At 42.8% G+C, this 22,491-nt stretch carries 24 protein-coding genes; all 24 read left to right on the top strand.

The window, feature by feature from the left end:
* The first annotated feature begins 20 nt into the window (after positions 1-20).
* Complete coding sequence (locus V6668_RS19345) at positions 21-4,709, top strand: hypothetical protein (RefSeq protein ID WP_076328287.1); 4,689 nt, start codon at positions 21-23, stop codon at positions 4,707-4,709.
* A gap of 16 nt (positions 4,710-4,725) precedes the next feature.
* A complete protein-coding gene (locus V6668_RS19340; protein WP_051449829.1) occupies positions 4,726-5,859 on the top strand; it encodes a hypothetical protein in 1,134 nt (377 codons plus the stop codon).
* A 59-nt stretch (positions 5,860-5,918) separates the two neighbouring features.
* On the top strand, positions 5,919-7,685 hold the full coding sequence (locus V6668_RS19335; RefSeq protein ID WP_036672288.1) for a hypothetical protein: 1,767 nt from the start codon (positions 5,919-5,921) through the stop codon (positions 7,683-7,685).
* Between the two features lie 46 nt (positions 7,686-7,731).
* Positions 7,732-8,037 carry a hypothetical protein gene (locus V6668_RS19330; RefSeq protein ID WP_179087859.1) on the top strand — a complete coding sequence of 102 codons (306 nt, stop codon included), beginning with the start codon at positions 7,732-7,734 and terminating at the stop codon, positions 8,035-8,037.
* A gap of 13 nt (positions 8,038-8,050) precedes the next feature.
* The gene (locus V6668_RS19325; RefSeq protein ID WP_143781244.1) at positions 8,051-9,115 is read left to right on the top strand and encodes a hypothetical protein; all 1,065 of its coding nucleotides are present in this window, start codon (positions 8,051-8,053) and stop codon (positions 9,113-9,115) included.
* Positions 9,116-9,118: 3 nt separating this feature from the next.
* A complete protein-coding gene (locus V6668_RS19320; protein ID WP_338706462.1) occupies positions 9,119-10,069 on the top strand; it encodes a hypothetical protein in 951 nt (316 codons plus the stop codon).
* A gap of 16 nt (positions 10,070-10,085) precedes the next feature.
* Positions 10,086-10,877 carry a hypothetical protein gene (locus tag V6668_RS19315; RefSeq protein ID WP_036672283.1) on the top strand — a complete coding sequence of 264 codons (792 nt, stop codon included), beginning with the start codon at positions 10,086-10,088 and terminating at the stop codon, positions 10,875-10,877.
* Positions 10,878-10,890: 13 nt separating this feature from the next.
* Positions 10,891-11,451: a hypothetical protein gene (locus tag V6668_RS19310; RefSeq protein WP_076328294.1), complete on the top strand. Its 561-nt coding sequence runs from the start codon at positions 10,891-10,893 to the stop codon at positions 11,449-11,451.
* Complete coding sequence (locus V6668_RS19305; protein ID WP_036672279.1) at positions 11,448-11,843, top strand: hypothetical protein; 396 nt, start codon at positions 11,448-11,450, stop codon at positions 11,841-11,843. Before V6668_RS19310 ends, V6668_RS19305 begins: the two co-directional genes overlap by 4 nt.
* A 15-nt stretch (positions 11,844-11,858) precedes the next feature.
* Positions 11,859-12,773 carry a hypothetical protein gene (locus tag V6668_RS19300; protein WP_036672277.1) on the top strand — a complete coding sequence of 305 codons (915 nt, stop codon included), beginning with the start codon at positions 11,859-11,861 and terminating at the stop codon, positions 12,771-12,773.
* Between the two features lie 156 nt (positions 12,774-12,929).
* Positions 12,930-13,253, top strand: a complete 324-nt coding sequence (locus V6668_RS19295; RefSeq protein ID WP_036672275.1) for a hypothetical protein — start codon at positions 12,930-12,932, stop codon at positions 13,251-13,253.
* Positions 13,222-13,419 (top strand): hypothetical protein, encoded by a 198-nt coding sequence (locus tag V6668_RS19290; protein WP_036607761.1) that lies wholly within the window; start codon positions 13,222-13,224, stop codon positions 13,417-13,419. The genes V6668_RS19295 and V6668_RS19290 overlap by 32 nt, the downstream gene beginning before the upstream one ends.
* A gap of 234 nt (positions 13,420-13,653) precedes the next feature.
* Entirely contained in the window at positions 13,654-14,070 is a 417-nt protein-coding gene (locus V6668_RS19285; RefSeq protein WP_036607758.1) for a Na-translocating system protein MpsC family protein, read from the top strand.
* Between the two features lie 596 nt (positions 14,071-14,666).
* Positions 14,667-15,233, top strand: coding sequence for a sigma-70 family RNA polymerase sigma factor (locus V6668_RS19280; protein WP_051447053.1), 567 nt, complete (start codon positions 14,667-14,669; stop codon positions 15,231-15,233).
* Between the two features lie 136 nt (positions 15,234-15,369).
* On the top strand, positions 15,370-15,756 hold the full coding sequence (locus V6668_RS19275) for a hypothetical protein (RefSeq protein ID WP_338706461.1): 387 nt from the start codon (positions 15,370-15,372) through the stop codon (positions 15,754-15,756).
* A 79-nt stretch (positions 15,757-15,835) separates the two neighbouring features.
* Positions 15,836-16,210, top strand: coding sequence for a hypothetical protein (locus V6668_RS19270; protein WP_338706460.1), 375 nt, complete (start codon positions 15,836-15,838; stop codon positions 16,208-16,210).
* Complete coding sequence (locus tag V6668_RS19265; RefSeq protein ID WP_338706459.1) at positions 16,207-16,422, top strand: hypothetical protein; 216 nt, start codon at positions 16,207-16,209, stop codon at positions 16,420-16,422. The genes V6668_RS19270 and V6668_RS19265 overlap by 4 nt, the downstream gene beginning before the upstream one ends.
* A gap of 63 nt (positions 16,423-16,485) precedes the next feature.
* The gene (locus V6668_RS19260; protein WP_338706458.1) at positions 16,486-17,136 is read left to right on the top strand and encodes a lytic transglycosylase domain-containing protein; all 651 of its coding nucleotides are present in this window, start codon (positions 16,486-16,488) and stop codon (positions 17,134-17,136) included.
* A 67-nt stretch (positions 17,137-17,203) separates the two neighbouring features.
* Positions 17,204-18,007: a sigma-70 family RNA polymerase sigma factor gene (locus V6668_RS19255; RefSeq protein ID WP_253501438.1), complete on the top strand. Its 804-nt coding sequence runs from the start codon at positions 17,204-17,206 to the stop codon at positions 18,005-18,007.
* A 162-nt stretch (positions 18,008-18,169) separates the two neighbouring features.
* Entirely contained in the window at positions 18,170-19,357 is a 1,188-nt protein-coding gene (locus tag V6668_RS19250) for a D-alanyl-D-alanine carboxypeptidase family protein (RefSeq protein ID WP_338706457.1), read from the top strand.
* A 31-nt stretch (positions 19,358-19,388) separates the two neighbouring features.
* Positions 19,389-20,015 (top strand): nucleoside recognition domain-containing protein, encoded by a 627-nt coding sequence (locus V6668_RS19245; protein ID WP_036607746.1) that lies wholly within the window; start codon positions 19,389-19,391, stop codon positions 20,013-20,015.
* Positions 20,016-20,021: 6 nt separating this feature from the next.
* A complete protein-coding gene (locus tag V6668_RS19240) occupies positions 20,022-20,555 on the top strand; it encodes a spore maturation protein (protein WP_017687658.1) in 534 nt (177 codons plus the stop codon).
* Positions 20,556-20,618: 63 nt separating this feature from the next.
* Positions 20,619-21,437, top strand: a complete 819-nt coding sequence (locus tag V6668_RS19235; RefSeq protein WP_036607743.1) for a S1 family peptidase — start codon at positions 20,619-20,621, stop codon at positions 21,435-21,437.
* Positions 21,438-21,634: 197 nt separating this feature from the next.
* Complete coding sequence (locus V6668_RS19230; RefSeq protein ID WP_036607741.1) at positions 21,635-22,384, top strand: pseudouridine synthase; 750 nt, start codon at positions 21,635-21,637, stop codon at positions 22,382-22,384.
* Positions 22,385-22,491 lie beyond the last annotated feature (107 nt).

Raw genomic sequence — 22,491 nt, 5'->3', positions numbered from 1 at the left:
GAGATTGGGAGGTGATTGGTATGGGTCATACATTTGGTTTGTTCTCCAAGTCACAGAAAGGTGTATTGTTCGCCAATATGAGAGCGAAGATTGCGGACGAAAGTTACGGCAACCCCAATAACCCTGCGTATTTACCGCAGAGTCCCAATGCACCGAGGAGTGAAACGGACCGGCATGGTGAAGAAAATAATCCTATTCTGGGTGATCCAGGTTACGGTCAGATAGGACGATGGCAGACGGTTCAATTGGATGCACTGGAAAATAGTATTGATCAAATCATTGAGCAATATCTGAAAGATAAGTCGTGGTATGCGAGTGTACGATGCCGTGAAGCACTGTGGAATATGTATCGCAGGATTGAATGGTGGGTAGAACAGCAGCAGCCTCCAGATAAAACACAATATCAGCGAGTACTGCAGATGATTAAAGATTGTATTCACAAGATTCTTGAAAATGCTCAGAAGCCTGGCGGTAGTCATCATGGTGTATCATTGCCCGTTTGTCCGGCACCCTACTACCATCATTTTAGTGGGAATTACTTTAATCATTTTGATGCAACCGTATATGAGATTCCACTCTTTTCAATGAAAAAGGACGTCCCGTTCTCGAATAAATTCCCTGATTTCTTCAGATATGTATCATCGACGGAGGATCAGGAATGGGTAGCTGTCCACTCCGTAGGCCGAAATGAACAATCTGGATCAGAGATGATCTTAAAACTGGATTTAGGGCTTCTGGAGATTGGCAACTCATCCAAAATCACATTTAACTGGCGTGTGAAGCGTTATGGACAGATCAGGTTCAAGTACCTGGCTAGTGCCAAGCGCGGTAATGGCATGCTGTTCTATATTAATGGGCAGCAAGTTGGGGGCGAATGGAGCGAGAATAGCGGATGGCAGGAAGCGGCTTTTACGTTGCAGCCAGGACAGATGTACAAGTTCGACTGGTTAATTCGCAAAATGAGACCTGAAGTATGGCAGAACAATGGCATCTATATTAAGGATGTTGAAGTCGTTGAGATTGTGGATACACGTAAGCCGCCTGCTCCGAAAGATTACGATCTGGATGGTGAGGACGTATATGAGTATGGAAACTGGGTTGTAAGATCACCGCAAAGTGTGGCACAGGCCCATTTTAAAGGACAGTTCATTACGGATGATTTGCGTAAGAAAACCATGACGATGGATCTGGATAACGAATGTGATGGAACGGTTTCATTTGCTTACAAGATGGGGGTGGATGAAGAGCCGTATCCCGATCATGATTATCAGTTGTTTTTTGATGATAAAATGCTTGAACGCACTCAGCGCGGGGATGGAGATCATGGCAGTTATGCTACATCAGTGCATGGTGTGGAGTGGAGACTGAATGGGGAATATTCAGAAACGGAGACTAACCAGGCTAAAATCGAATATGAAATTGTTGCAGGGCCGGATACGACCGTGGACTTGAGAGGTTCGCTCGAAGTAACTTGTCCTCCGCGAGAGATTGATCATTGGGAACCGTTTCACTATGGACAAGGAATTGGAAAATATCAATGGTTAATGTCGGGAAATCCGAGATGGATCCGTAAAGAAGATATTTTACGTTTGGATGAACCAACGGAAGGGAATATGATAGCACAGACAGAGGTGATATTAGATCATGAGGGGTGGTTTGTATTCAGTTACGCGCATTTGCTTAGACCTACTGAAGCTTTTGAAGTAAAAGTTAACGGAATGTTAGTACATTATACGTCCATGCAAAGTGCCAGGGAACTAGTGCGTATTCCATTAGAGGCTGGACACAACATCATAGAGTTTCATATTCAAGATAGATTGACAGAGGAGCCATTTAAGTATCAGAAGAATCATTTGTTCACCTATGGTAATAACACGGGTAATACATACCGTACAACGTCACCGCTAGGTTCATATGTTGATGTGACACGTGGATGGGATGTAACCGATGCTGGAGCATCTACACAAACAAATGGAGATACAATTACATACAGCGCAGAGCTCAATCCTGGTGCCAAATTAAAAATTAAAGAGCACATGCGAATCTATCCTGCAATGGATTCCAATTATGACCCAGATAAAGGGACTTCAAGAGACATCGAAATATTTGGAGAATTATTTAATAAAAAGGATGTGTATAAACCGTCTTTGAAATTTATTGGTGGTTGGAAATGGAAAGATATCAAACCTCCGCAATATAACCCTGACAATCCCCCTGATCCAATCCCGGTTGGAGATGGTGTAATGTGGGCGCAGGGACATAACCAAAATTTTATTTGTGAATTTACAGCTTCAATGAATAACTCTGGATATATATGCTGGCAGTATGGTGGCGACTTTGATACGGGGGAGAAGTTGGAACTACAAATAGATGGCATCAGCGTATGGACAGGAAGTCAATCCAACGGTGATAAAGGTACAGATTGTATGTATCCCCTCCCTGCTGGTAATCATATATTCCGCTGGATATACCAGGATGGGAAGGCATATACTCCTAGTGCGAGAAGTTCAGGAGGCTCCGGAGGCTCTGGAAATACCGGTGGAGATGGTACAGCAAATGAGCAAATAAGAGATGTAGTCACCGATCCTTTTGGACAAAGCTGTTTTCCAGCAGGTACTCAAACTCACAAAATTCAATATGGGCAAGTCCCATATGACGGAAACTCAGCACAGTCTAGCCAGTGGGGATGGAAGAACGATGGATTAATTTATAGTGATAATGGTATGCAGGGTATTAAAGTGCTGGATGAAGGTAAGACAGTCACACGGTATTTTAAAGCTCCACCTACTGGAAGTATCTTATACAATGAGCAAATTACCGTTTATCCGGTGAAAAATAAAAAAGTTCAAGGTCTAAGAAAAATTATTCCAACTATCATTCCAAGTTCAGGAGTAAGATATCCTAAATTTTTGGGAACATCTTATTGTTCTATAAACGTTAAAGGTACAGAGCCAGGAGATAATAATTCTGATTTTGATAGTAAATACACGAAAAAAATAGAAATTTCTTTTCATTGTGAAGGAAAATTCAGACTTAACTATAAATTTATTAGTTACCTTGTAGACAAGAACCCAAGAGCTAAACTTAGAGTATATTTCTATCCTGAAGGTCAGTCAAAACAAAAAAAGCTAATCCATGAAGAGAATAACAACAGAGGATACAATAGTACCACTGTTGATTATGACAGTTTCACCAATGAATTTTGGGAAAAATCGGCAGCATCCTATCAATCTGATGTAATTAATGTACCCCGACCAGGTAGGTATACAGTAAGTATTGGAGTTACGGATACCTATCCAGATAATGATCAAAACAAGCAAAATGTCCGCTATCATGCGACTATTGGTAATTTGCAGATACATACTGAAGACCCTTACAGTAAAAATGAAAATAGTTTGATTGGGTATCCCGATTATGATTATGAAACGAAAGTACAAGCAGTAATATGGGATTTAACACTAGATATGCAAGCGGGAAGTGCCACTTATAATTTATTAAACGGAGAGCCTAGAAAATTTACAGACAGCTTTAAAACTTTAACACCTGGTCATACCTATCGAATTGAGTACACCCTTCATAAAAAAAGGGGTGAAACTACGGCTTCTGGATTGGATGCTGGTGGATTCACTCTCAGCGGAGGTAGCTTTTTAGAGACATGGGATGCTTTCTGCGGAGACGCTCAGGGATTACTGTATGGAGAAGGAGAGTCTCCACATCCAAGTGAAGACTCATGGAATCCGCCCGGACCAGTTACGACTGCGCCAGATGGTGGAAGTCATGCCTGGCTCGATGTAATTCGTTTATATAAAAATACAAGTAGAGCTTGTTCCGGAACGAAAATTGTCATCGAAACTCTTGAAGAAGGCCAAGTAATTGATACTCGACCATTCACAAATGAAGATGACCAAATCATTTCTATTGAGGTAGAAAATACATCAGATCAGAAGAAAAGTTATGAGGTTCGCATTCGATTTGAACAGGGCTGCCCGGGAGATGGAGCGATGATCTGGGGCGGATCGATGCAACTTGACGATATTAGCAAATTAGATCCATCCTGGGCTGAGGTGACTCACTTTGAAGTTTGGAATAACAAACCAATCTGGATGGGCGGCTGCGATAACAGTAATATGCGCGTAAAAATTACCCGCGAGGATGGAAAAGTGTTATGGGATGAAAAGTATTACGGGGATGGGTATCGTGGCTTCGAACTGAATAATCTGGCTCCCAAGCCTTATAGCAAGTATAAGGTGGAGATTACAATAGATCAGAAGGGGCAAATCAGCGATTGGACAGGAAAACGATATCTAACCACCTTCCGGGTGCATGACTTCAAAGCCTACGAAAGATGGGTGTGGGTACCTGAGCCATTTGATTGTCAGCTCGATTTCTTCATTGACGATGAGCTGATCAAAACATTCACCCAAGAGGGTGGATACTATACATTTTCACATCCAGTGCCCAAAGGCAAACATGAATTCAAATGGGTGTTCACGTCACTTCAGGAAGTGGGTACGCGTAGTTACGAATATGCTAATCTGGACTGGATGGAGCTGACCAACTGGATATGTGATGACGTCTATGTCATTCCTTACTGCGAAGGTGGTGGTGGAGATAAGTGTGTTGAAGCGCTTATTAAATGTTTGCTGGAAGTTTGGAAAGCAAGGCCCAAGATGTGTGTGATCGGTAAACGTATCTGGCTATTCACGTAAAGAAAGGAGGTTCTGTATGGGTGTTGTGAGGTTGAAAGAGTCAGGCAGGATTTATGAGGATGCGTTCGTAAGCTCCAACCTGGATTCCAAATGGGAAGTACTCCCTAACGATGCTACTCGCTATGAAGCGGGTAGTGGCAGCCTGGTGCTCAAACATGGTCAAGATCCGCTGTATATGTTCTATAAACCTTTGACAGATATGAAGCAATTCGTCATGGATGTGAAGAACAGTTACAATCCCGATACAGAGGGATGTTACGGTGGAGTTATCGTGTTTGTAGATGAACATAACTACATGGAGATTGAAGAGTTTTTGGATATGTCCTTGCCAAAGCCTTTGCTTAAGACTTACCCGTGGATACGTTTGATTCGAGATTATAACTATTATACGGCGTATTGGTCGGATGATGGGGTGATTTGGAACATCATTGGTTCTGTAGAACTGGTGGGAGTCCCTAAAATTGGTCTTTATCTGAAGGGTGAAGGGGATCACCCCATGCATATTCAGTATATTCGAATCAACAAAGGAACATCTATTACCGTAGACAATCTAACCAAAGGAACTGTGGTTGATCTAATCGATCAGAATGGTGTTGTGCTTGAGTCCAGGGTATGCCGATCTGAAGAAACGGTTGTACATTTTAACATGGATCCATATTCATATCCGTTTGAGGGCAATTTTGGGATTAGGCTTCCGGATGGAAATCGGTTTCAGGCCATGGATTCTATAAAGTTATACAGGGGAGACCTAATGTATTTTGAGGTTACACCAGATTTATATTACAAAGAATCAAATCCTGAAACAGGAGAAGATTTCGATGTGCTTCTCTATCCCAACACGGATCGGTTTCTAGGCTATTTAACGGCAGGTGGTTCTGCTACACAAGAAGTTCGAATGTTTGCCAAGAACCCCATGATTTCAGGAGACTTTAAAAATGTAACCTTTGCGCTCACAAACGGGACGGATAAAGTGCAGATTGCGCCTGATGTTGAAGGCATTCCTGGGTCTTTCAGCTACTCGATCACCGCGTTTACCATTCTACCAGGAGCGTCCTATCCATTCTGGCTGCGAATGGAAAGGGAAGAATCTCAAGACAGGTATGCTTCCCAGGTCAAATTTTCGCTACAGATGTATTCGACATACATATGACTTAATCGTATTGGAGTAATTACGTATAGATCATGTAAGGCATGAATGGAGGTGGTCAAATGTCAGTAAGAATTAACCAGTCTCATCGATCATCCGCCAAGAGTCATAAGGAATTAAGTGATATTGGGGTCCGTACGCATGATGAGATTGATTCCTATCTTGCAGAGTTGGAAGAAGCCAGAGGGTCTGCGCTCAGTCTAGGTGACCGAATCACACTCGTAGAAGAATCTGCACACGATAGCCGAGATGCAGTAAAAGATCATGAGCAGAGATTAGGCGATGTCGAGACTAAGGTTACTTCAAACAGCTCACGATTGGATGATGTTCAGCAGGATATTCTGACGGCAAGAGCAGATGTCAATACCATTTCCAAGAGTCAGGATGACCATGAGAAGAGATTGAGTCTTGCGGAGACGGAGATAAAAGAAGCACGTGGAGCAGAGGCATCCATAGATCATCGATTTGACACGTTGGAGAAAGCGATTGAAGTTGTAGCGAAGCAACCCATTCAGGATCTCAGTGTTACCAACCCCACGTACCTAGATGCAAATAACAGTGTCCAAGTTACGATTAATGCAGGACGAGCCAGTATCAACAAGGTTATTGTAGATCAATTTACCCAGACATTCAGCATTCCAGACATTGTGGCAAATACGACATATTATATTTTTCTTCATGAAAATGGGCAGTACTCTTACAGTTCAGATCAAGAAGAGCCCAAGGATGCCATGATCATTGGTGGACTCGATGTTGGAGTTTCTCCAACAACTTCACTCACGGCTTTGGATTTCAGGTATTTCTTAACAAAGGGATCTGTTGAAAATGACATGTCAGCATTGGGAATTCGTGTAGATGATCTGGAAAAAACCGTTGGTGAGCAAACCACAACAATTGTTACACATCATACGGCGATCAAAGCGATGGAAGCCCAATTAGAAGCAACTGCTAAAGAAGTTGTGGTTTCAAGAGAAGACAAAAATGGAGTCGTCTATGATGCTCTCAAGGACAGACTCGACAACATGCAGAGTCGTCTTGAACTCGCTGAGAGTCGAGGCACTATGGAGCATCAATCCGTATTCCATTTCACTTCTGCTCCTAACAGCAGGTTGTCGACGACTAGAGATTTTCAAGTGCCCAGATATGTGATTGGTTCAAATTCTGCAGAGGTATTTCTGGATGGAATACGCATGGATGCAGGAGACGATTACATTGAATATAATGATACGCTTATACGGTTTACTTTTGATGTGCCCAAAGAAGCCCGAGTAACTGTCATTGGTCGTGGGTCAATTATTAACACCACTTCGGTAACCGAATATACCTATTATCCAGATGGAAAAGTGCATACGGAGAAGATTGATGGAGGGATCAACCGCACCATTGAGCACTTCTATAGCCCGGATGGAAATCTGGAACGACAGGAGGTTACTGAGAGTAACGGACAGATCAAGTCCATTGAGTATCAGCGTGACATTACGGGTAGAGTACTGCGCGAAATCAACAATGGTGCAGAGTATTATGTGCTTCAAGGAGGTGCTACCTTCGATGACACGGACATCCGGAGGAGACTTGTCTTTCTTGAAGGAAGTACACTTGAGCTGGATGTCATATATAACTACTTCTCTAATGGTGACATTGAGTCAGAAGAAGTGTTCTCATTAGAATTGACTCCACAGCTATTGAAGAAAACATCGTTTACTTACAATGCAGACGGTACCGTTAAGACTGAGACCTTGATCTATGATGGCCAAGGAGTTCAGAAGGGATTTGAATATGATGCTAGCGGTAACATCAAACAAGTAAAAATTAGAAAGGTTGTGATTTGACGTGACGAGGACCGTGCAGGATGTGAAGTTTGCACTACATACCATCATGGATAAATTAGTGGGCAATCACTTAGAGCCATTCAGTACAGAGGAAATTGAAATTCTAATCTTTGCTTTTGAAAGCAATATTCTGTTTGATAATGTGGCTCATAAGTTTCTGCCTTCACTTAAAGGGCTACCTGAAATTCATGAGGCTGCTAGTGGTGTGGAGACAGAGGATGGAGCTGGGGACAAAGAGCAGTCTTATCAAGAGAATTTCATAACAGAGAGAAGTGACATGGTGAAAACAGTCTTGTTAACCGTACTTAAAGAGAACATCTTTCACGAAATGAAAATCCGATTTGGTGCTTAAGGAGGTGGGATAGTTGGCTGAAAATATTTTGTTAGGTGCCCTGCGTCGCTATGAGTTTTATTCTTATTCTTCTAATTTGATTGCAGAGCTTTACAAAACAGTTAGTCAAGATTTATATGGGGATATACATTGGAACTGGACTTATGAACCATCTAATGAATATTCAATTCCAAGGAGTTGGACTCATCCTAGTAGGAGTGATGCAAATCTGGGCACTCTTACGGCTCAAAATATAAAAGATCCAAGTATGTTCTTCACAATTAGTATGAATGTTTCTAGGTTTTATACACCCAATTACAGCAGAGATTGCACTAGGAGTTATATGCTTAGAACAGGTTTGAGAAATAATGGTTCGATTGTGAAACCTGATCTTTATACCAATGTAGGAGCTGTAACCGAAATTCCTCTGAATACTTGTATTAACGAAGCGTATTCAAATTTATCTAATGCTCCTAATGTTTACTGGAAGTGGACTCTATTCACTAATTTTAATTACATCTATTTATTTGGTGAGGCACAAAATTACATTGGCGATGCAGCCTATCCTGTTAGATTATATCTTGGCAGAATGAAGCCTTTTGAGGAAGAAGATCCACTTGTGGCAAATGACTTTGTGGGAATTTTTGGTCATTATCCAGTTGGGATGAATATTGCTGGTGTTGAATTGAAGCATAATACAGGCAGAGGCTACGTGAGGACATCAAGAAATGGTACAAGTAATGCGTTATATCATTTCTCAACGAGTTCTCAAGTTCCTTCTCCGGGTTTAGGTGGAAGGTACTTTATCTCTCCTTTTTATGTCTGGCATGGAACGGAAGGAGTAAGGGGAGAGTTCTTCGGTATACGTACTGCCGTACTAAGAAATTCGAGTATGTACCCGGATGGTTCAATTCTTGACCTGGGGGATGAGCGCTATTATGTATTCCATGTGAATGTTCAGCAGCATCCGGCAACTCATCAGGGATTTTTTGCAACTAATGGAGCTTACTACAATGGTCAACCCTACTTCTTCGATTCAGCGTTACTTCTCGGTGGCGGACAACGGGTGCTGCTATTCGAGATCGAGAAGGAGGTGTAGTGCATGACCATGATTCGCAGACACGAGTTTACCAGTACGCTAAGCTTATTTACTTCAACGCTTGTTAACACATTGAAAGATGCACTCGATCCTTACTGGGATACCATACATACGGCCGAAACGACTTATGCCAACTGGGGAAATGCGCTGCTTACCAATAAAAAAAATACATCCATGCGATTTACCATGTGTGTGATTGCACACGCCAGGGGAGTCAACATTCGCTGGGGACTGAAGAACCTGGGAAGCAATTTGGCATCACCAGATCTATTCGTAAATTCGCCAGTGGACACGGATAAATTCATGACGGAAACGCCATTCTTGTGTCATAACGTGCAGTACAATGTGAACTATAAGTGGTCTGTAATAACGAATGAGGATATTCTGTTTATCCATGGAGAGAGTCTGAACTACCCGGAACGAGCTTACCCAGTACGAATATTCCTAGGTAAATGCGAGCCATTAGAGCAAGAAGACCCGGCGATTGCCAATAAATTTTATGGCGTTTTCCCACATATGCCTTTATCTGCTTCGGATAACAACACATCAGATCATGATACGCCGAGAGGTGTCGTTATGACTTCACGGAATGGAACGGAGTACGCACTGTACAATTTTGGGACAGAGTCCATCCCTTCTCCAGGTGTAGGTTCAAGATACTATGTTACGCCTTTCATGGTCTATCATCCATCTGAAGGAGCTAGGGGTGAATTCAAGGGTATGCGTTCCATTGTATTTAAAAACAGTGCGCAGCACCCGGACGGATCGATCCTCGATCTTGGCAATGATGGCAAGTATTACGTCTTTCATGTCGTAGATCAGGATTATCCGAATACAGACTATGGACGTTATTACTACAATTCGAACCTAGCTCCTGTGTATTCAAGGCCGAAGTTCTTCCATGGTGCCAGACTGCTTGGTGGTGGACAAAGAGCGTTACTTTTCCAAATATAGGAGGTGTTTATGAGGAATGGCTAATTTCACAGGCAAAGTTAAGATGAATGAATTATTCGCAAATATTGTTCAAGGCTTTAAAACGATTGCGGGATCTCCCTGGTCCATTTTTTACGAGACAGCGAGTGTAATCGTGCTGAAATCGGTGGGCACAACAGGTTCAGATAAACTGTTTTTTAGACTTGAGGTTGGAAACACGAAGGGAACTACGGGAAACAAATTGACCGTGAGTGTGGCTGAAGATGTGATGGCAACAGATGGTAGTATTCCTTTGGGCAGAGCCGAAGTGAATAAGGACTTCCTATGTCATACAAGTGCCGTTGATACGAATCTATTAATCGATTACCAAGTTTCAGTACAACCAAACCGTATTATTATTTATTTGCAGGGGGATGTGAACTCGGTTACCGGTATATCCAATCTGGGTTACTTCGGAATTCTGAACAGGTATGCCACAGAGACGGATTCCTCGAGTTTGAGTGTTGGCCTCAGCTACAACGGGGATAACGGTATCCGGACGTTGCGTGATAAAGATAAACAGATGGTGAATAACATTTATGATGCTTACTCTGCCATGCTTCCTGTTAATCCAGGGTGGGGGTCTCTTTATCATCTTGCTCCAGTTATTATGTGTAATGGTGTGGAAGGCCCTAGAGGCGAACTTATTGATATTTATGCGGTACCTTCTGCCGGAGTTTCCCATGGAGATGAGATCAAAGTGGGCACTAAAACATATAAGGTATACTCGCTGTCGATTGGTGGACAGAGCTTCTTATCAGGCGCTACGGTTGCTGTCCTGATGAATTAAGGTGGTGATGGACATGACTATACATCAAGGGAAAGTTGTAGGGACCGCCGAGAGCGGTTCTCTCTATACCCAGAGTAAGGCGGCAGTTCTCCATGGCATTGGATACGATCTTGATGCTGTTCCGTTAACCATTGAAGGTAAGGAAATAGTCTATTCATTAGGAACGTTATCCACTACGGCTGAATTAATTGACATCTACCGTTGGGGTACATGGAGGATGCTGGACAACCATAATGATCAATTGATTGGATACGTTACGGATAAATATATTTATGGGCCACGAACCAGAGTGGGAGTTCCTGATGAAAAAAATATGATACTCAAGCATAAATTTTTGACCCAGTCCAGTGGAGTAGGTTTAATTCGTGATACCATAAGAGGCCTCAAAGTGAAACAAAATTATGCGGGGCTCGATTGGTGTATTAAGGTCAAGATTCCTGTCCAGCAGGCTGGGTTAGTGGGGAAAACGTGGGGGGATTGGTCCTACAGCGGAAGTGGCAACACATCTGATAGTCATCTTCGTCCACGACGGTATCCGGATACACATATTCCTAGAAGGAGGGAAGGCTCTTGAACAGGACATGGAAACTGATGGAGGAGATGAGAAAAGTGCTATTGCCGGTATCGTTTGCCCAAAGAGTAGAGTATGTTGGCGGTGGGGCGAAGGCAATGATTGATATTCCCATGGAACATCCTCGATTCATGATCAAAACGATTAGGGTCATTCCGTCCAGAGAGACGAATGTGGAAGTTCATGTTTTGAACAGTGCGGGTCCACATCCAGAGGTTCTCTATTTCAACAATGCCCAATACTCGACGGGAAATTTTATGGAAGGGATTTACGATATGATCGATTTGCCATATGAGGACGTAGATGGGACTTCAACACTTCACTTGTCGTTAAAAAATCTGGGTACAGATGTGGCCAACTTCGATATTGAGGTCGTTGGTTTGACTACAAGGTGAGAGGAGGACCACCACATGGATATTGTTTCATACAGCAAAGCTGCCAAAGTAGAACGTGAAGTTAAACAAGCCAGGGATTCTTATGCCTCACTTGATAGCAGATTGGACGCAGTGTCAGTAGGGAACGTGGTCTCGGTCAGACTCAAAACAGAACTTCCAACCGTAGGTGAAGCAGGAAGATTGTATTTGGTACGCCAAGACTCAAGCAATCAAAATGAATCAACGACCTATACATACATCGGTGGGAAATATGTAAAGGTGGGTGGTGATCGAGTTTCGAACCATCCTGAGAATGGAGTGATTAATCTTAATGGTGCCAAAACGGTGATCTATAGCCATCCTGATACACACAGTGCTGATATGTTAACAGATGGAAGTCATAACGTTATCATGACTCTGAACGAACGTGAAAAGTTGTCCAACATCGAGCTTGAGGCCAATCATTACACACATCCTGACACACACAGTGCCGATATGATCAGCGATGGAGAAACCCATGTGAGCATGACTTGGGGTGAACGAAAACGCCTGAATGTCATTGATCCGTGGGAATCGATCAGCGATTTGGTAGATTATACGGATGTGGTTACATATTTTGCTTTTGACAATCAGGGAAGAGTTATTCGACAAGTCGTTACAGACAACTACACCGAGCAGCTTGTTAGAGAACCTGTACTTACCATGCCGGCTTCTCCAGAAGGTTATGCACAGGATGATTCCTTCTTGGTCATTTCGATTGGTGAGATATATCGATATGATGGTCTAGACTTCGTGCAGCTTCCTACTTTGGTTGATGTCATCTATCAGTATGATGATGAGGGAAGATTGGTGGCCAAGTCCATCACCAGGTTGGGAACAACACCTGTTCAAACTAACTTCCAATATATATATGACTCATACGGCAATCGTATAGCGGTTAAGAAATACTAATACGGAAGGATAGCATATGCTGTCCTTTTTTTCTTTTAACAACGAAATAGTTTGTGTATCCCATATCTGCATTGAAGATTAGCATTAACATTTAACTGGTCAAGACGTATAGAGAAAGTAGTATGAGAACGTAATTATTCCGGGAGGTAGTATACGATGAATATTGAACTTACTGCTCATTTCTATTTCAAGGGAAGTGGGAAGAAAAAAACGGTGAACTGGATAGAAGATAATCCTAGATTACAACAGAAAGAGAAAGATTCGGATAAGGTCGTACGCGAAATCCCGTTAACTGGGGATGAGGTTAAGCAAGAATATCGCCGACTATTCACTAAACACAAGAACGAGGGGAAATCGATCACGTTGGAAGATACAGACGATGTGGTTCATATCATTGATCTTACCGATGTGCGAAATATTGAATTGACCTCTAAGGAGGGGAATACAGATGCTGTACAGGCTGACCTTTGCACTGAATGATGAGGAAATTGTCACTACGGAGATGACATCGGATAAGGAGGATCTGGTTGGAGCTACGGAAGAAGCATTTGATTTGATCGAAAAAGACTATGGTGCCAATGTCGTTTTGAATCTGGTTGCGTTTAGCCTGCTCAAAATAGAGCTTACCAATGAAATGATAAATTAAGCGTAAAAGCTAACTAATGTTAGCTTTTCAGCACCAAGTGTTAGTTTATTTGAATAATTATAAAATATAGTTAATAAAGTGATATACCCCAAGCCTAGTTCTGGGGTCTATTCCTTTTTCATGAAAAGTTGATAGTGACTTGATTTAATGCATCCATTGAAACTTGTCTTGTACAAGCAGTTTTGATTAAACTAGGTTGAATTCATATGTTCAGGGGCAGTAGAAGGGGTCAGGATGATTGGCAAGGAGGGATGGGACATTGAGATAAAAGACTTGGAAAGAGAGCTCGCAAAGTTGGCATCCAGAATAAGAAAAGATTTTACTGAGCGCGGGCCGGTAGATACCAGAGTCTCTATCATGAATCATTTTATCATCTTAAAGTTTACAGCAAAATTCACCAAGCCTGAAGCATTCATGCTGGAACATATGCAATCACACTCAAGTCAAATTTTCGCCGAATACAAGATGAAGCTAGCACATATGATGAGAGAAGATTTCAACCCCGTTTTCTCCTATATCAACATGGGTCTGAAGATCGAAGACATCGAAACAACATTTTTTGGTCATGATTTTGCAGAGCAGATTACAGTCTTCAAGATGAACAAGGATGTTGAAGTGCTGCTGAAAAATGATGAGATTAACATGCCTTAAGATCTATTAACTAACGTTTGAATACTGGACAGGTTCTTAGGAACTAATTTTGTTGTTGACAATATCCTACATATTTCCTTATACTACCCTTATGGCGATCGAATAGATTAATAATCTTGACGAAGCCTATAACCTTGTTAAAGAACTTGAAGGCCATATCTTCGGTAATTGGGACGAAATAGATGTCAGACCAAGACCGACACATTCCACCATTTTGGTATTTTCCAGTGGTGCGCTCTGTGTTGGTCTTTTTGTTTGTAAAAAATGCTGCTTTACCTTTCACCGTATACTTCGTATATAGTCAGTAAAAGGCAGATAAGCGAACGAAATAAATAAATGTTGCGAACATTAGTTCGTATTTGTTATTCTGAATGTAATAGGATGGGAATGGGGAGGCGGATCAAAGGGAGATTTCTTGATTGTTTGTGTGTAATTAGGCTCATTAGCTTCAATTGTGTGTAACAAGACTACATATGGTATATGAGATTTCGGGAGCAAAAGCGGGAATGTAGAGTAAGATCATGCTGGATAACGACTAGATTGTGAAGAAAGAATACGATTACTGATAATTAAATAGTTAATGGGGGAAATGAATAATGTCTGCTACAACTGCTATGGGTTTTGATGATTTATTTGAGATTGGGGATATAGACATGTTCCTGAACAAAGCTCAGGAGAAGTGTCGTCACAAGCTTAGAGGTAAAACATTTGCCGGGATGGAGAAAGAAGATGTGACCCAGGAGATTATGATCAAATTAGTTAACTCCCTGGACAAGTATGATGCAGAAAAGGCCAAAATGTCGACGTTTGTTGATCATCTTATCGAAAATAAAATTAAGGACATGTACCGCAAGTGTATGTCTGAGAAAAATCTCAGTGTGGTTAATGCTGTACAGATCATGTGCACGGATCAGGGTGGTGGCGATGAATCGGAAAGCTCAGACATCGCATTAGCGCTTGGTCATGCGGGGTTTGCTTATGAGAATTTTGAGTTTGTAACAGATATTATGGAAAATATGAGGCTGAACGAACGTGAGAAACAAATCTTTAAGCTTCGGACTTCGGGGTATGAATTTGTAGAGATTGCAGGAATGCTAGGTGTATCCAAGGCCCGTATATCCCAGTTATGGAAAGCGATTCGTGAGAAATACGAAGCTTTGTAGTCATAAGTGGCAATTAATAGCCTAAGTTTGATGAAGATAGATTCAGTAACATACATAGAACAGAGAGAGCACCCTTAACTGGGTGCTTTTTTATGTCGTATAGAGAGATTAGTACAGAAAGAAAGGCGGAACAAGGATGCTTAGTGTGGTGGTTTTAGGATTTTCTGTGGAACGTCTAGAGGGGTATTCGGATATCGCTTGGGCAAGTCATGATTCTTCGACAGCTTCTGATTTAAGCAACAGGGAGTATGCCTTGATCATTGAGAAAGTAGTGGTACAAGCTGATGCTGTCTTGGTTAATCTGGATATGGATCATTTGACCTCTACTGATATTGTGATCATGCATCATGCTTATATACATAAAAAACCGATCTTGGGTGTGGGTTTTAGGCCATTGGAGCCTGTCATCGAAGATTTTGTCTCCAAACGAATGGCTGATCTGGACGTGGCTGTACACCATATGCGGACGAACTATATGGTCCTAAGCAGCGGAACAAGTACATCATCTGCGCCTCCAATTTAACTGTCGCTCCGATATGACGTATAGAGAATGTAAGGGCAAGAATATTCGCTAAACCTTAACTTAATGGAGGAATAATTCGATGACACATATGATCAAAGCAAAAGATGATAAATTAACGGAAGAAATCGTTGCCAGTATGATTGGAAAGTATATCCACGCGCCGACCAATATGCATGAAATCCAGACGCCAACCGGCGCAACAACAAAAGCCAACGTATGGTTTGCTGGTCGTGTAGCTGGTTACGAAAAAGCCGTTATTGGATTCAACTACGAAGAGGGTACCTTCCATGAAGAACCACAAACATTTTATAACGTTCATTTAACGGATGGTATGGGGTACATTCTGACAAGTGCTTACGAATTGGAGATACATGAACTGACCGAAGAGGAGTTTAATCAACTCATTGAAGAGAAAAAGGAAGAGGAACAAGACTCATCTGGTGAAGAGCAATGAAGGTGTTAAACTACGCCTCGGATTTAGCTGTAAAAACGTTTGTGTCCGCTAGCGCTACAGGTGTGGAAAAATTAATCAACGCATGGATGTTATCCAAACCACACACGTTCGTTACCGGACTGGAGTTTACCTCCACCGTTGATCCATCCAGTAACACGTTGGAATTTGCAGCAATCATTGTATATCAGCCAAGTGAACAAGACCAATCCTAACGTATGTATGAGATTATTCCTTCTATAATATAGAGGCTTTCGGTAAGGAGGTGGGCGAATCTGTTGCTCACTTTAGAAAGATTAATAGGTATTGTTGTTGCGGTGGTGGTATTAGCTTCACAATACCAAGCAACGGAAGCAGAGCAGGTACAGCCAGTAAAACCAATGAAGCAAGAAAAACAAGAGAAGCAAGAAAAGCAGGGAAAACAACAGAAACAACAAAAACAAGTTAAATCGGTTGCTCCTGCGCACATACAAATGACGGATATGCTTGAACAGTATATAGAACTCCACCATGAGAAAACAGTGAGCCGGACAAAGCTGCTGAAGTATGTGAGGTGGGTAGTTCAATATTCGAAGGATACGGATATCGATTCCGTCTGGATTCTGGCTATGATGTGGCAAGAGAGCCGGATGTTAGAGGAAAGTGTATCATCCCATGGAGCGATTGGTTTACTTCAGATTCTTCCTAGCACAGCGAAATCGTTTGGAGTGAGTAAACAGGAGCTACATCAGCCTGAAACGAATATCAGGACAAGCATTATATACTTGGAATATCTTATGGATAAGTACGACGGAAATCTTCGTACGGCAATTATTGCGTACAATCAGGGAGAAGGCAATGTAGCTAAGGGAAAGGCTCGCTCCTGGTACTACAATCAAGTGCAGGAGCATCATAACAAGATGCTTGGAATAATCAAAAAAGGTCAATAAACATCATTTAACAATAGAATTTGAATACTATAAGATTCGTTTATCAATTTTACATAGGGAGATCCAAATGGGAAAATTTCCAGAACATATTAGCACGAATTTGCAGGCAGACAAGAAGTATTACACAATGGATGACGTAGAAAATATTGAACGTTGTAAGCTCGATGAGCATTTCCTCGGGGATTGTATTTTGGTCAATGAGAACTTGATTTGGCATTCTGTTCATAAGTATATTGGAAAGCCCGAAATGATTATTAAGAATCATTGTGTGGAGAAGGATGATATTCTTCAACTGGGCCGTCTGGGATTCATCAAAGCGGTTAAAGCATTTGATACGGGGCGTGGCGTAAAATTCAGTTCGTTTAGTGTTACTGCGATTGTCAGAGAAATCAGATGTTTTCTGAGAGATAGTGCAAGCATTATTCGTCCAACTCGCACAGCTACGGAATTAATTAACCGAATCAATCGACTTGAGCACGATATGGGCTACCTCCCACCAGCACATGAAATCGCATTGTTGCTTGATGAGGAAGAAGAGAAGATCAATAAAGCACTTCAAGTGGGTAAAGGTGTGAAATACCTGGATGAGCCTGTAGGTGCTGATGATCAACAAACTCAATCCGTGACGTTGATGGATACCATCTATAGCGGGGAGAATATTGAAGAAGATATTTTGGACAAGTTATACGTTGATGCGGTTATTGATTCGGTCAAGCGCAAGCTTAGTGAGAAAGAAGTGACTGTACTGAAGCATCGTGTTGAAGGGTTTAATCAAACCCAGACCGCAGATATGGAAGACATTAGCCAGATGAGAGTCTCTAGAATTATGCGAAAAGTAGCTAAAATGCTGGATAAAAAGGATCAGGCTTGATTGTCGTCTAAGCACTTCATATCTTATATAATGTCTCATACATAACGTCCCTCCCGCATCCAAGCGTGAGGGATTTTTGCTGTTTTTGCCCTATGGGACATACTCCAAGTTGTCCGGACATAAGATAGTACAAGATTCCAAGTGACCCGGAGGAATGAATTGATGCGAAAAATAACGAAAGTCATTGCATGCATGCTTATCCCTGTCTTCTTGCTGTCTTCATTAGGGGCAACTCAAGCCCAGGCAACGATTCAAGGTCCGTCTACACATGCGCAAAGCGCTGCTCTCATTGATGTCACATCAGGCAGGATCTTATACAGCAAGGATGGGGATAAAGAACTGCGAATTGCCAGCTTGACCAAAATCATGACAGCGATCGTAGCGATCGAACACAGCAAGCTGGATGATAAAGTGAAAGTGTCTCCCTCGGCTTTTGCCAAAGAAGGATCTTCTCTCTATCTCAAGTTAGGTGAAGAGATGACACTTGAAAACATGTTGTACGGGCTCATGCTCCGTTCAGGCAATGACGCGGCCTCTGCGATCGCAGAACATGTCGGTGGATCGGAAGAAGGCTTTGTCCTGTTAATGAACAAAAAGGCGGAGCAAATCGGTCTGACGCATTCTCATTTTATGAACCCTCATGGACTGGATGCAGAAGGTCACTATTCAACAGCTAACGACTTGGCACGATTAACGGCATATGCATTGCACAATCCGGTGTTCAAACGCATCGTAGCCACGGAGGACAAATCCGCACCGAACCCCAATGAAAGCTGGGAATACTCTTGGCACAATAAAAATAAAATGTTGCGGATGTATGAAGGTGCGGATGGAGTGAAAACCGGCTACACAAAAAAAGCTTTCAGATGTTTGGTCAGTTCCGCTACACGTAACGGACAGCAGCTCGCCGCAGTAACGCTGAACGACGGAAACGATTGGAACGATCATGCTCGGATGCTAGATTTCGGTTTTGAGTACTTCCCGTTAGTAGAGGTCGCCAAGCAAGAACAGCCTGTGCAAAATACAGATGTCGTTACGGGCCGGGGATTCTGGTACCCACTGGCTAAAAGTGAAGAAGGCTCATTGACCAAGAAATTGATACTACACGAAAATAGAGGACAGTCGGAAACGGAAGGCAAGGAACAATCGACAGATCCTTCGTTTGGATTGGCAGGTCGCATTGATATGCAACTTGACGGCAAACTTGTGGGCTCAATTCCCGTGTATCGCAAAGGCAGTTATATTCCTCCTGAACCGAAGACAGAAGATGCAACGCTGGGTGGAATCGGTGATGTCTCTTCCTGGGCAACTGCATGGCGTGCCGTGTTAAGCCACCTGTTGTCTCCTTAGCTAAATCGCCATTGAAGGGAGGATATAATCCATGATTAATCTAATTTGGCTGCTCATGATTTTAATCGGATTTGTTTTTGCAGCCGTCAACGGCAATATCGAAGTGGTCACGCAAGCCGCTTTTGATGGGGCGGCAACGGGAGTCACGGTCTGTTTTGGACTGATTAGTGTGCTTGTGTTCTGGATGGGCATGATGAAAATGGCTGAAGATGCGGGTCTCCTGGCTCGGATTGCCAAGCTGCTCGGTCCGGTTGTGGGCTTCCTGTTCCCCGATGTGCCCAAAAATCATCCGGCGATGGGTTATATTCTCTCCAATATGAGTGCCAATTTGCTGGGACTAGGAAATGCGGCTACACCGATGGGAATCAAAGCCATGCAACAGCTGCAGGAGCTTAATCCGGACAAACAAACCGCTTCTCCTGCGATGTGCACCTTACTGGCTCTGAATACGGCTAGCATTACCATTATTCCGACAACGCTGATCGCCATCCGCTTAAACTATCATTCCGCCAATGCAACAGAGATTGTGGGAACAACATTGATGGCTACCATTATCGCTACACTTGCTGCTATAATCGCCGATCGCTGGTATCGAAACAGGGCTTTACACAAACCGCCGCGCATACAGAAAAGTGGCAATCCCGGCATGAAAGGATGAGCACCTTTGTTAACCTTCATCAACTGGATTTCCGTCTGGGCCATCCCGGTTATTATCGCGTTTGTTCCATTATATGCGTTTACCAAAAAGGTCCCGGTTTACGAATCCTTTGTTGATGGGGCCAAGGATGGTTTCTCCACTGCAATCAGTATTATTCCACATCTCGTGGGCATGATGGTCGCAATCAGCGTATTTCGTGCCTCGGGTGCACTGGATTTTGTGATTAGTCTGTTTGCTCCGCTGGTGTCCTGGATGGGTGTTCCAGGCGAAGTGTTGCCACTCGGAATACTGCGTCCTTTAACGGGGACAGGCTCTCTGGCGTTTACAACCGATCTAATCAAAACCCATGGCCCTGACTCCATGATTGGACGTATGGCATCTACGATTCAGGGGAGTACAGACACCACGTTATATGTGCTGACTGTCTATTTTGGGGCTGTAGGCATACGGAACGGTCGATATGCACTCAAAGTAGGGTTGTTTTCCGATGTCGTTGGTTTTATTGCTGCCCTCGCCATTTGTTTGCTCGTTTTTGGTTAAAAGATATCTCCTTTCCTTCCGATATATTAGATATGCTAGAATAATAGCGGAGGAGAGTGAGACATGCAGAAGAGTTGGAAACGAATGCTCCGTGTCGGAATGTCAGGCGTGCTTGCTATTGCAATGCTCGCAGGGTCAACGGGGCTGGCGGCAGCTCAAGCCGTTCAGACGATACATTTTACAGGTTACTTCGATAAACAGCTGCGTGCACAAATGGCAGTCACAGCGGATTCTTTTCCAGTCGTGAATGTACGTTTGGTCAAGCAGGATGAACCCGATATGGTATATTATGATGTTGGTACCTCAATATTGATCTCGAAGGATGAAGTGCTCACGAATTATCATGTCGTTCAGAGTTTTGCTGAACTGTCTGATGGTGATGAAGGTACACTGACTGTTGCAAGTCCGGGTTCCCTTAGCAAGCCTGTAAAGGCGAAGATTATTAAGACAGATCCGGTCACAGACATGGCACTGCTGAAGCTGGACAAGGAAATAGACGCCCAACCGGTCGCATTTGCAAATGCAAGGGATAACCAGGTTGTCTATACGATTGGATTCCCCAAAAATCCTGCTGGTGATCTTGTCATCCTGGATGAAGATTTTCCTTCTACCTTCAATACGATAGCCAAAAGCAGAGTGTTTAGTTCCCAAGCTTTGGACGTTCCAGGTAAAAAGGGAATTGGCAGTATTGTGAAATCCATGGCCCAAGGTAATTCAGGTGGCCCTGTTCTGGATCAGAACAACCGGGTCATTGGTATGATGACATTTGTGTACGGTGGACGTACCTATTATATTACTTCCAAGACATTGCAGACTTTCATTAAAGAGAGTACCACACCTGCCAAAAAACAGGTTGCAGTTGCCGGCAAAGTTTCCAATTAAATGATTTGAGGAAAAGGCTTATCTTTACGCCATCTGTGTTCAACAGGTCGTGTAAAGGTAGGCTTTTTTTTGCGGCAATCTGGGGGAGGAAGGTAGCCAGAAATGGATATTCGTGTCTCCAGTTTACAAAATCCATGGATTATCCTTGTGATTTCCTTGCGTGATGGGTATCATTAGTGTGAGGTGACATGACAAACATGGAAAGATTACAAAAAATTATCGCACAGGCAGGCATTGCATCCCGCCGCAAGAGCGAGGAACTAATCCTGTCCGGCAAAGTAGAAGTTAACGGGGAGGTCGTAACCGAACTGGGTACAAAAGCGAACCCCGAAGAGGATATGATTACGGTTAATGGAAAACCGATCCGTAGTGAGAAAAAAGTGTACTTGATGTTAAACAAGCCAAAAGGCGTAATCACAAGTGCATCTGACCCGGAAGGTCGGAAAATTGTATCCGACTACCTGAAAGGTGTCAAGGAACGCGTATATCCTGTAGGTCGTCTGGATTATGACACAGAGGGCTTATTGATCCTTACCAATGATGGTGAGTTTGCACATTTGCTGACGCATCCTAAGCATCACGTACCCAAAACGTATCATGCAACGGTTAAAGGTGTGCCACATGGTACAGCTTTGGAGAAATTAAAGACAGGCATTATGCTGGATGACGGCATGACTGCTCCTGCAGAGGTAGAGTACAAAGATGTGGATACAGCGGCTAATGAGTCGGTCATTTCCATTACGATCTATGAAGGACGTAACCGTCAGGTTAGACGTATGTTCGAGGCAATCAACCATCCGGTAACCCGCCTGAAACGGATTTCGTTTGGTGGTATTTTGCTACAAAACCTGAAACGTGGTCTGACACGTCATCTGACCAAAGAGGAAGTCAACAACCTGATTACCCTCGCACAATCAGAGCCAGCCAAAAAAATGAAAAAAAGGTAATGTGAGGACACATAATTTTCATAAAACCGCCGCAGTTTTGTGACGAAATTCGCTATAATTGTTCATAGGATGTTCACAGTTGTCTTATACCAATAAGATGCGAATGC

The sequence above is a fragment of the Paenibacillus amylolyticus genome, from assembly GCF_036894225.1.
Lineage (GTDB): Bacteria > Bacillota > Bacilli > Paenibacillales > Paenibacillaceae > Paenibacillus > Paenibacillus amylolyticus.
The sequence above is the reverse complement of the archived record's forward strand: the minus strand, read 5'-3'. Positions and strand labels throughout refer to the sequence as shown.